The organism is Flavisphingomonas formosensis (assembly GCF_009755815.1).
Classification (GTDB): Bacteria; Pseudomonadota; Alphaproteobacteria; order Sphingomonadales; family Sphingomonadaceae; genus Flavisphingomonas; species Flavisphingomonas formosensis.
Map to the genome: position 1 here is coordinate 1 of NZ_WRPK01000012.1, position 11,144 is coordinate 11,144.

The 11,144-nt window shown below is 60.2% G+C and carries 12 protein-coding genes; 5 read left to right on the forward strand and 7 right to left on the reverse strand.

Annotated features, from left to right (window positions below):
* Positions 1-70: 70 nt before the first annotated feature.
* From GQY20_RS26295 to GQY20_RS26310, 4 genes are all read right to left on the reverse strand, one after another.
* Complete coding sequence (locus GQY20_RS26295) at positions 71-637, reverse strand: hypothetical protein (protein ID WP_157220146.1); 567 nt, start codon at positions 635-637, stop codon at positions 71-73.
* A 2-nt stretch (positions 638-639) separates the two neighbouring features.
* Complete coding sequence (locus tag GQY20_RS26300; RefSeq protein ID WP_198351215.1) at positions 640-1,644, reverse strand: universal stress protein; 1,005 nt, start codon at positions 1,642-1,644, stop codon at positions 640-642.
* Between the two features lie 212 nt (positions 1,645-1,856).
* Positions 1,857-2,303: a host attachment protein gene (locus GQY20_RS26305; RefSeq protein WP_157220148.1), complete on the reverse strand. Its 447-nt coding sequence runs from the start codon at positions 2,301-2,303 to the stop codon at positions 1,857-1,859.
* Positions 2,304-3,007: 704 nt separating this feature from the next.
* On the reverse strand, positions 3,008-4,084 hold the full coding sequence (locus tag GQY20_RS26310) for an NAD(P)-dependent alcohol dehydrogenase (RefSeq protein WP_157220149.1): 1,077 nt from the start codon (positions 4,082-4,084) through the stop codon (positions 3,008-3,010).
* Between the two features lie 191 nt (positions 4,085-4,275).
* On the opposite strand from GQY20_RS26310, the gene GQY20_RS26315 reads away from it, so the two are divergent.
* The 4 genes from GQY20_RS26315 to GQY20_RS26330 all read left to right on the forward strand — a co-directional run bounded on the left by GQY20_RS26315 (position 4,276) and on the right by GQY20_RS26330 (position 8,799).
* Positions 4,276-4,920: an NAD(P)H-dependent oxidoreductase gene (locus tag GQY20_RS26315; RefSeq protein ID WP_198351216.1), complete on the forward strand. Its 645-nt coding sequence runs from the start codon at positions 4,276-4,278 to the stop codon at positions 4,918-4,920.
* A gap of 363 nt (positions 4,921-5,283) precedes the next feature.
* On the forward strand, positions 5,284-7,692 hold the full coding sequence (ppsA, locus tag GQY20_RS26320; protein WP_157220151.1) for a phosphoenolpyruvate synthase: 2,409 nt from the start codon (positions 5,284-5,286) through the stop codon (positions 7,690-7,692).
* Complete coding sequence (locus GQY20_RS26325) at positions 7,689-8,246, forward strand: hypothetical protein (protein WP_157220152.1); 558 nt, start codon at positions 7,689-7,691, stop codon at positions 8,244-8,246. The genes ppsA and GQY20_RS26325 overlap by 4 nt, the downstream gene beginning before the upstream one ends.
* 55 nt (positions 8,247-8,301) lie before the next feature.
* A complete protein-coding gene (locus GQY20_RS26330; RefSeq protein WP_232476260.1) occupies positions 8,302-8,799 on the forward strand; it encodes a hypothetical protein in 498 nt (165 codons plus the stop codon).
* A gap of 98 nt (positions 8,800-8,897) precedes the next feature.
* Here GQY20_RS26330 and GQY20_RS26335 read toward each other — a convergent pair whose 3' ends face one another.
* From GQY20_RS26335 to GQY20_RS26345, 3 genes are all read right to left on the reverse strand, one after another.
* A complete protein-coding gene (locus GQY20_RS26335; protein WP_157220154.1) occupies positions 8,898-9,038 on the reverse strand; it encodes a hypothetical protein in 141 nt (46 codons plus the stop codon).
* Between the two features lie 73 nt (positions 9,039-9,111).
* Complete coding sequence (locus GQY20_RS26340) at positions 9,112-9,603, reverse strand: Hsp20/alpha crystallin family protein (RefSeq protein WP_232476261.1); 492 nt, start codon at positions 9,601-9,603, stop codon at positions 9,112-9,114.
* Between the two features lie 37 nt (positions 9,604-9,640).
* The gene (locus GQY20_RS26345) at positions 9,641-9,868 is read right to left on the reverse strand and encodes a hypothetical protein (RefSeq protein ID WP_157220156.1); all 228 of its coding nucleotides are present in this window, start codon (positions 9,866-9,868) and stop codon (positions 9,641-9,643) included.
* A gap of 383 nt (positions 9,869-10,251) precedes the next feature.
* Between GQY20_RS26345 and GQY20_RS26350 the strand changes: the two genes are divergently transcribed.
* Entirely contained in the window at positions 10,252-11,034 is a 783-nt protein-coding gene (locus tag GQY20_RS26350) for a sensor histidine kinase (protein ID WP_157220157.1), read from the forward strand.
* The last annotated feature ends 110 nt before the right edge of the window (positions 11,035-11,144 follow it).

Sequence of the window (11,144 nt, forward strand, 5' to 3'; positions counted from 1 at the left end):
TTGTACAGGCGAGGTGTCTTCGTCGGTACTCGTGACATAGCTCAGCTGGATTCCATCGACGATCGCGCCGCTACAATAATGCAGACCGGCCCTTGACCGAAAAATCATCATGTGAGGGGGGCACCACCTCGGGGAAGAGGCGGGTGAAAGCATGTACCAGCAGTTCAAGGCAGGCAAGCCTCAGCATAGTCGGAAACGCCCATAACTCCGCGATGTCGAGCGGCATGCTGCGTTGATACTGCGTGATGAAATCGACGGCCGCGACCGACGAGAGCTGGAGATGCGACGCCTTGAGCAGACCGTGCGCCAACAGATGCACTCGAGGAACTGCCGGATCATCACGACCCGCGAGCGTCGGCAGCCGCCTGGAGAAACGCTCCGGCAGATCCTCGATAATCTGAAGAATTGCGCGGCGAACATGATAATCATTGTCGAGGAGCCATTCCGCGGCGGGCCGGGCATGTGGCCCGGCCTTGCTGGCGGCGCGTCGTGCCTGGTCAAGCCACGCTTGTGCGGCCGGCAGACCCGTCCAGGAGGCCAGGGGTTCCGACCCTTGCTTCAGGCCGACAATCCGATGGCGTATCGCGAGCTCCAGTGCGGCCGCTTCGATCGGCGGCGCTGTCTCCGCATCGGCCATGATCAGGCGAGACAGCCCGTGGGCAGACGCACAGTTGGTGTCGCCACGGGATATTGCTGCTGCGAGCCAGCCGGGTGAACGATCAGCATGGGCGCCGTACAGTGTGACATGAGATACGAGGAGACGCTGCCGAAACGCAGTTCGGCATGTCGGTTACTGCCGCGGCCGTTGGCCGACAGCACGACGAGATCTGCCTGCTCGTCGCGGATGATCATCGCGAGCATGGAACGCACATCCTCGCCGCGAACCGAGATAACGCGAACGCGCAACGGCATTGATGCAAGTTTCGAACGGATTCGTTCGAGATAGATGTGCGCAGTGGCTTCGTTGCGCTGGATCACCCGCTGACGCAGTTCGAGATCTTCGGATTCCAACGGGCGGATTTCCGTGAATTCAGGCGTTGGTACGACATGAACCAAGATGAGTTCGGCGTCGCACGCTCCGGCTAGCACCGTAGCCATCGGAAGGACGCTCTCCGCCCAACTGGATCCGTCGAGGGGCACCAGGATTCGATGATAGGCAGGTGCTGCGAGCGCCGCATCCTTTGGGACAAGCAGAACCGGGCCGGCAGCCCCCAAAAGCACATTATAGGCGGTCCCCCCCAAACCCGTGGATGAGGCATTCTGCTGGCTTCGCGTTCCTAGGACGATCGGGCAGTCTCCGTTGGCGTGGGCGTAGCCGCAGATCTGCTCAGCGGGAGCGCCCTCGGCGAGTTCCACGCCCATCGCGGCAGACTCGCCGGTTTCGCCACTCAGCCTGCCGAGCCGACGTCTGGCCTCATGTCGCCTTATGTCCCATTCAACGGGATCTGGCCGCCCCTGATAGGCCGGCCTCGGGTCCAGAACATGCATAAGCGTGAGCGGAGCCTGCAACGCACGCGCGAGAGCGAAGGCATGGGGAAGGATCCAGGTGGCGCGATCCGCTTGGTCGATGCACGCCACCACCGCCTGCTCCGCCGTTGGCATAGCGGTTGAAAAATTGACCTGCTGCATTTCTTTCGGTGGCATATCCATCCTCCTTGGCGATGCACGGACGACCGAAAGAAGACAGCTGTCCCGGATAATGCCGCCGTTAAGGTCGTCGCCCGCGCGCAACAGGAGAAGGAAAACCAATCACACGGCGATAGGAAATACGGGAATCTACGATAGCTATCGATAATCAGAGCCTGCAAGCAGCAAAGCTCGATTTCCATCGGAGCCCGTTATTTTTACATCAATTTTCAATTATACTTGCCAAATCCATGGAGATAGCTCGCTATTTCTCCCGGCTTGAATTGCGCAACGTCCTTGTCCAATTCGGCGATGAGACAAGCGCGGAGCCTATGGCTGAATTGTGAGCGCAGGAGGCCCAGGATGCGGGGAGGAGCAATCACGACTGCGCGGTCATCAGCACCGAGAAGCTGTTCCAATGCCCGCAGCCCATCGAGCGCGAAAGCGTCTATCTGCCGTTGATGGAGATCCTGCGTTGGATAGGCGTGGCGAGCGGTTCCCACGCTCTCGAACGAACGGCCAGGGGCATCGGCCTCCATCAGATGGCTCGGCTGACGAATTGCATAGTTGTGCCGAAGCGTCTCGAGGTCTGGCGCATGATCGCGGCCGCGATTGCGCAGCAGTTGCATATGACTGCCATCAACGGCGAGAATGAGGGTACCGTGAGGAACAAGCATCTCTACCTCCCTTCAGCGTCCTGAGACATTTTCCGCCTTCTCGCGCGGCACCGGCCATCGGCCAGACATTCGGCCACCTGCGCGTCACTGTTCGGTTCGAACCGCAGATAATAAGCCGCCACCGAATAGAACGCTTCCGGGGCAGCGAGGCAACCGATCCCGTAGCATTTGGCGGATAGTTCGTGGAGGATGTGGCCCGGCGCGAGGGGAATGGCGACGAGGATGACGGAGTGGCCGGCGATCGGGCACGGTTTCTCAAAGCCGGCATAATGGCTCCGGCATTCGTCAATATCGGCGATTTTACGCTGCATTTCCGTACGATTGCCGCTCCGGCCCGATAGAATTTCGGCGTCCCGTGGGGCGCTCCACCCAGCAAGACGATCCTTGCATGCGCGAACCGGTCAAAGGCAGCGCCAAACTTCTCCGCAAGGGGATACGGCAACGGCTCTTCATGAGGACGCAGCATGCCGACCAGCCCGGCCTCCGCTTGCTCGTCCCAACGTTCATAGAGCTTGGCCATGCCCATGGGCTTCCACCCGCCTCCAGATATTTTTATATGTTGCACCTGCGACCGGCTTCGCGCCTTCCGTAATATTCCGGAGCCGCTAGGGCCCGCTATTGGCACACCATGCGGACGGTACGAGTCAGCCCAGCGTCATCGCAGGCCGGCATTGGATCACTCCTGCAAACGGATCGTCATCGGCTCAAGGCCGTATCGCGACCTTGAGGACGCCATCCCTCTGATCTCCAAACAGCTCATAAGCCGGCTGGATGTCATCGAGTGCGAAATGATGGGTAACCAGCATCGATGTGTCGACGCGCTCGGATGCCACCAACGCCATCAGCCTGCGCATCCGTTCCTTGCCGCCCGGACACAGGGTGGTTACGATGCGATGATCGCCGAGACCGGCGGCGAAGGCGTCGAGGGGAATCCGCAGATCCTCCGAATAGACGCCAAGCGACGACAATCTCCCGCCAGGCCGTAATGTACGCAACGCCCATTCGAAGGTCTGCTGCCTGCCAAGCGCCTCGATCGCGACATCAACGCCCCGCCCGCCGGTGATTTTCTGGATGGCCGCGACCGGATCCTCCTTGGTATAGTCGATCACATGATCGGCACCGAGACGCCGGGAGATCTCCGCCCGCGCCGGGATCGACTCAACTGCGATGACCTCGGCGGCGCCCATCAACCTCGCGCCCGCCGTGGCGCAAAGACCGATCGGGCCCTGGGCGAATATCGCGACGCTGTCGCCCGGCTTGACCTTGCCTGCCTCAGCGCCGCCGAAACCTGTCGACAATATGTCAGGACACAGCAGGACCTGCTCATCGCTCAGCCCCTCCGGTATCGGCGCAAGATTGGCCATGGCGTCGGGAACCAGAAGATAATCCGCTTGGGCGCCGTCTATAGTGTTTCCGAAACGCCAACCTCCGAGCGGCTTCCAACCATGCGCGGTGTGAGCCCCGCATTGCGAATGGCATCCCGAGAGCGAGGCGTTAGACCACCCCGAAGGCGTGATCGCTCCAGCGATCACGCGCTGGCCTTCCTGATAACCCGACACCGCCGAACCGAGCTTCTCGATCACACCAACCGGTTCATGCCCGATGGTGAGGCCAGAAGTAACGGGATATTCCCCCTTCAATATGTGAATGTCAGTCCCGCAGATCGTCGTCAGTGTGATGCGGATGAGCGCATCGAGCGGACCGACATCTGGTATCGGTTTCTCGCCTAAAACGAGCCTGCCCGGTTCGAGGAAAATCGTGGCGCGCATCTTTTCGGCCATGGCACTTCTCCCAGATTGGGATGCCATTTTACTGCGCATGCGCCGATCCGCGCTTGGGAATAATCCGGATAGCCGATCGCTACTTGGCATTCGCATACACACACATGTGAATGGGCAGCGGCGGTCCGTCCGTAGAATAACGGACAGCGTCGGACCGTAAGTGGAGCTAGCAGGATCGAAAGGAACTCATGATGTCGAACCAGCCCTGCTCCTATCGACCGCGCCACGTCGTCGTGCTCGCACATCCAAGTCCCGATAGTTTCAACGGGCTTGTGGCGGATGCTTATTGCGATGCGGTACGGCACTGCGGCCAAGAAGCGATCGTACGGGATCTTTATGCCCTGGGATTCGATCCGGTCTTGAAGGAGCATGAACGCCCCGGGTCCAGTTCCTTTTCTCTCTCCGAGGACGTGCTCGCCGAGCAGGACGCAATCCGCGGCAGCGACGTGTTCGTGATGGTTTATCCGATCTGGTTTGGCCTGCCGCCTGCGATTCTCAAAGGATATATCGACCGCGTGCTCGGCGCTGGAATCACTGTCGAAGAGGTGCGCAATCGCACCTCCGTCGGGCTGATGAAGAATCATCGCCTCGTGAGCATAACATCATCGGGCGCCAGCAAGTCATGGCTCAACGACCAAGACCAGCTCGAATCATTGCGCAATGTGCTCGGCCGTTATCTATGTCACGCGTTCAGCATGACCTATTATGAGGATCTTCACTTCGGAGAAGTCGTCCAAGGGCTGGAGCAGAAATTCATTGATCAGAATCTCGCCCTCGTCGACAAGCGGGCAAGGGGAATATGCGCGGCGGTGCTCGCCGACCGGGCCAAGCGGTAAGATCGGACGGTTTCGGGCCGCCCCAGGGCGTCTGAATGGCCGTTGCCTATGGCGCCTTCGCTCGCTCGGTGGTCAGAGCAACAAAATCTGAGCATACGCGAATGCAATCCCGACCCGCTCTCAGCGGGGCCAAGCCAACAGCGTCGAAGGTAGTGCGGGCTCGCTGAACCCAACAGCTCCTCTCTGCGTCGGGCATTAACCCCGCATATCATTACGGGAAATCCTACCACTTGTACGATCCTGATCGTCGGCACGACTCACATTCTCTGTCGACTATGCTGATCTTTCGGCGCTTATCCGTAAAGCTACGGATTTTTGCCCTCCCGTTCGCAACTACTGTCGCCTTCGTCAAGGAGATGCGCCATGAGCAAGCAGTCCGGATGCTGGATCAAGAGCTTCGGCGAGATCGATCTCAACGATGTCGGATCTGTTGGAGGCAAGAACGCGTCGCTCGGGGAATTACACCGGGTGCTCGGCTCACATGCATGGGTACCGGATGGTTTCGCCATCACTGCCGACGCCTATCGCGCGGTAATCGGCCATCAAGGACTGGCCGGCCGGCTTTTAGGGATTCTTGAAGCAACCGACTGGTCGAGCAAGGACGCTGCGTCGGCAGCCGAGGCATTGCGGCAGCTTGTGGCGAATGCGACGTGGCCGGACGGGCTGGAAGAAGATCTTCGCGCTGCCTATAGGCGATTGGGTGCAGGTCGATCGCTCGCCGTCGCCGTGCGTAGCAGCGCCACGCTCGAGGATCTACCCGGCGCGTCCTTTGCAGGTCTGCACGAAAGCTATCTGAACATACGCGGCGAACATGAGCTGGTTGCGGCGGTTCGCAGATGCTTCGCCTCCATCTTCACCGAACGCGCGATCAGCTACCGTATCGCCAAGGGTTTCGCACATGACAAGGTTGCAATTTCGGTCGGCGTGCAACGCATGGTCGATGCCAGTGCCGGTGCATCGGGCGTGATTTTCACGCTCGATACGGAAAGTGGATGCAGGGACGTCGTGATGATCACAGGCGTGCTCGGTCTCGGCGAGACCATCGTGCAAGGCATAGCTGATCCCGACGAGTTCCTGGTCCATAAGCCGACATATCACCTCGGATATCGCGCAGTGTTACGTCATCGTATCGGCGCCAAGCAGGTCAGGATGATACGGTCCCGCGCGGGGGTCCGCCTCGTCAAGCCACGCCAGTCACAGGCATCGGCCCCGTGTTTGAGCGATACCGAGATTCTCGCTCTCACCGAGCAGGCGATGAGCATCGAGGCACACTATAGCCGGCGCTATGGCACGAACACGCCAATGGATATCGAATGGGCGAAGGACGGCAGGACGGGCCGGATCGCGATCATTCAGGCACGCCCCGAAACGGTGCATGCTGGCCGCGCTACCGCGCAGGGACTGCGCTACACGATGCGCGAGACGGGTCCGGTGCTTGCGACCGGTCAGGCTGTCGGCGAACGGATCGCGTCGGGTCCGGTTCGCATCGTAAGAGAAAGGAGTGCCCTGGCATCTGTCGCCAAGGGCGAGGTCATGGTCGCCGAGACGACATCGCCGGATTGGGAGCCGGCTATGCGCCGCGCCGCGGCAATCGTTACGGAACATGGCGGTCGAACCTGCCACGCAGCAATCATTGCGCGCGAACTCGGCATTCCTGCGATCGTGGGCGTCGCCAATGCACGCCGGATCCTGCAAGATGGCGATCCGGTTACCATATCCTGCGCCGAAGGCGAGCAAGGCAAGATCCGACGCGGACAGCTGGCGTTCGACGTCGAGTCCTTCGCCATTCCGAAGCCGCCCGCACGTCCCCATCTGCTCGTCAACATCGCCGATCCGGACAAGGCCTTTGCGACGGCATCACTGCCGGTCGACGGGGTAGGACTTGCACGCATAGAGTTCATACTAACCCGGTCGATCGGCATCCACCCCATGGCATTGGCCGCACCTCAGCGGATTACAGATCCGCTGCTTCGGAAACGCATAGCGACCCATATCGCCGGCTTTCGCGACGGAGCCGACTTTTTCGTCTCCCGGCTTGCCGAAGGGGTGGGCGTCATCGCGGCTGCCTTCTACCCGCGCCCTGTGATCGTCCGCCTGTCGGATTTCAAGACCAACGAATATCGCTGCCTGCTCGGCGGCGACGTCTTCGAACCGACGGAAGGCAATCCTATGATCGGCTTCCGGGGCGCCTCACGATATGTGCATCCGGACTATGCCCCCGCATTCGCGCTTGAATGTCAGGCGCTTGGCCATGTCCGCACGGCTATGGGCTTGGACAATGTGATTGTCATGGTGCCATTCTGCCGCCGCCTCGAGGAAGCTCGACACGTGCTTGACGCTATGCGCGACAACGGCCTCGAGCGAGGGCGGGCCGGCTTGAAAATCTATGCTATGGCCGAGATTCCGAGCAACGCTTTATCGATTGACGGTTTTGCCGAGCTGTTCGACGGCTTTTCGATCGGCTCGAATGACCTCACCCAGCTCACGCTCGGCGTCGACAGGGACTCCGCCACTCTGGCCGGCGATTTCGATGAAGAAGATCCTGCCGTGCTGCGCTTGATCGCGGACATCATCGCCGGCGCGCATCGGCATGCCCTGCCCTGCGGCTTGTGCGGCCAGGGTCCGTCCGACCGCGCCGATTTCGCAGACTGGCTGGTCGCGCAGGACATAGACAGCATCAGTCTCAACCCGGACAGCGTGGTTCCTTTCATCACGCGTCAGTTCAGGAAAATCGATGCCGCCGCCGACATGCCGATCGAGCCGGTATCGTGAAAGCGCAGCTTTGGAGCAGAGCGTCCCTGCCTGGTCGCTGGTTCGTCCTCGCGGCCATCACGGCCTTCATCGTCATGGTGACGGCGCCGGTTGGCCAGGCCAAGGCCGCTCCAGGCGCCACCGAGCGGGCGCTATCGCCAGAAGCGATCTGGATTGCACAGTTCGGCGACTGGACCGTCTTCGTAACTCCGGAGTTCACCCAGGCAAGCACATCTGGAGCAAAGGGCACCGCCTTCGGTTTCGTATGCGGAGAGGATTGTGTGAATTTCCTCGACCTGCGTATGAGGTGCGAGGCTGGCAAGGATTATAGTGGCACCGCCCTGGTCGACGCTCGACGCTTCACCATTACCGCCTCCTGCTACGAGGTCGAAGGCATTTCGGTGCTGGCCCTCAACTTCAACGTGCCTCTGCTGCTGGAGATGAAACGGGCGGCAAAGGTCCATTTCGAGGTGGCATTCGGCCGCCGCCGCGTGGGGATGGCCGATTTTTCCCTGAAAGGATGTCGCGAAGCCTTGATTGCCGCGGCAAGCACTCTCCCTTCCGAGCGGACCTGAGCTTGACCGTCCGTTCGCATCCCGAAGCTCGCCAGGGCAGTTCGAGCACGGAAAGGTGGACGCCGAGGCCTGCAACTATGAGCAACCAACCGACGAGGGATGCACTTTCAGTCTTCTGCCTTCGATCCGGCGCTGCCCTGTTGCCGAACTGATGGCCCTTCAAAATCCCACGCAATCGAACAGAAAGGCACATCTGATGAATTGGAAGCATGTGAGACTCGAACTCGCGCGAACGAGTGAATTTCCGGACGGATCGAGGGATTGTGCCTATGAACTCGTCGTTCCGCTCGACGCGCAGGGCGTGATCGATCGTAAGGCGTTCGAAGCGGCACGAGGACGGGCTACGGTTCAGCGCATCTGGCCCCATCAGGCGACACAACGCGGCGCGATCATCCGCCGGAAGGCAGGCTGGGCATTTTCCTACGCACCTGGCGACGCGGACGACGAGACGGTGTTTCATCTCGAAGATCATCCACTCGCGGTTGGAAATTATGTGACGGTGACCGAAACCAATGGAGAACGGCTCCCGTTTCGCGTCGTCCGCAGCCTCTGAAAGGCCGCGTCAAATCACTATTGACCGAGCCACCTGTCGAGCGCCGAAACGCAGGCAACGGTATCGCTTCTCATCATTGCGCTACCCGTTAGAGCCCATCAACGGTTTGCCCATGCCTGCATCAGCACGTTGAGCGTGACCCAGGTGCCGGGCGAGCGTAATATATCGACGATGATGACGGCGGCAAGCGCCGCGGCGCCTATGAAGAAGGCCAAATGTTCAATGATCTTCCTCGCCATGTTCCTGTCCCTCACCATATAGCGTGGCCCCGCTGCCTTCCTTTGAGGAGGCGAAGCGGGGCCAGCTACAGCCTCAATGTGCGATACTGATTTTGCGTGTCCTTGCGGCGGCCTTTTCGTCCTTGGCGAGAGTGACGATAAGTATGCCATCCTTGAATGCAGCAGTGATTCCATCCGGATTGACATCCGTTGGAAGCGTTATCTGCCGCTTGAATGCACCATAGCTACGCTCACTGAGCAAATATCCATCCTTCTTGCGCTCTTCTTCTTCCTTCTTTTCGCCAGAAAGTGTCAGAACTCCGTCGGCGACTTCGATTTCCACGTCCTTGTCGGTAAGACCGGGCAGTTCCGCGGTCAACCGATAGGCGCCCTTATCCTCAGCAAACTCAATTGCCGGTACCGGGGCCGCAATCCGCGGAGAGAAATTGAAGGCGCTGCGCGCTGGTCGCCCAAAGTCTTCGAAGAGCCGATCGATCTCGTTGCGAATCCACGCAAGTGGCGCAGATGTGTCGAAGCTTGCGGTTCGCGCCGGTACCGTCTTGGGCGCGTTTGGAACATCATTCATCATCGATCTCCCACATCATCAGATAACGTCCACGGTATCAGGCAAACAGGCCCTGCTCGGTCTCCTCAGCAATTGGCATGGGTATGCAGAGCTGATCATGATCTTCATGCCGTACACTTACCGCCTTCAAATGCGGCCACAGCGCCTCGACAACCAGATCCCACCAGCATGTCCCCAATATGATCGGCAGCATCCACAACTCTTGCCACGCTGCCGACCAGTGCGGTGCCGGATTGTCAAATGCAGGATGTTCCATTGCTTGCATGATGGTCTCCTACGGACAGTCGCGCAGGCTATGCCGCTACTAGCGCCCCCTCCATTAGGAAGAGTACCTAGCCGGCGCGAGACCAGCAGCGGAAGTCGCTACGCAGCGCGCGAGAACAAAGCATCGGATATCGCTTCCGCCTGTCGGAGACAGCGAGCATCTGCGATGATCATAGACATAGTGGCGATCGTCGAAGGTGGTTCGATCGATCGACGAGGTGTCAAACGGTCGAATTCACTAGCCGGCGGAACGCGATTACAAGCCACGGGATGAAGGCACGCTCCGGTAACGATCCTTGTCATCCATTGAAACGCCTAAGTGACATCCCGGATTGGGAAGCACCGCGCTCTGCTCCACTACCTCGCATGAGCGAGGAGGAATCGATGCGGACCGATTCAATGCCGGCGGGCCAAACCGCCTCCGGATACGTCAACCGCGAGACGATCCACGATATCCGTAACCTGTTTGCCATCGTCATGTCGGCGCGCAACCTGCTCGAGGAAGAGGAGTCGACCGACAGGCGGCGCAAGCTGCTCGCAGCGATCGAACAGGCTGCCAAACGGGGGACAATACTGACGTCTCGGTTGCTGGAGGCTATGCACCCCGTCAAAACCGAGGCGGTCTTCGACGTCGGCCGCCGCATCGAGCAGCTTGAGCCGATGCTCCGTGCCAGGATCGGCGAGCGTGCCGACTTGGTCCTGGATGTCGCCCTGGAAGCCATGCCGGTCAGCCTTGATCCGATTGCGTTCGATGGAATGCTGCTCGAGCTCATCACCAACGCCGCGGCGGCGTTGTCACGACGGGGACGAATCGTCGTGCATGTGCGTTGTACGGGTCCGAGCGTCTGGCTGATATTGGCGGACAATGGTCGCGGTATGGGTGCCGTTGAACTGGATTTCGCCAGGACGGGCGAGGATCGATGTGGCGTGCATGGCACCGGACTCGCCAGCGTGCGCCGCAGGCTCGCCGATGCTGGCGGCTCCTTCCACGTTCGAAGCGCTGAGGGACGTGGAACGGTCGTTGCGCTCTCGCTACCGTTGGCAAATCAAGGGTCGGGGACGCGGCTCGAGCTTCAAAGAAGCACGACTGACGCAGACCAGCCGGCGGCGGAGTTGGGCCGGGACACTGCCGGCACACAATCCAAATGGCTTTGTGCGGCCGCTTGAATTTCGGCTACGCGCGATCGCGCGGCACGACACGGGAAAGTCATGAAGGGCAGCTGCCCGCGCCCCTAAGGTTGCGATTCTCTTCCATCAGGGACCGGATCGCCATTATG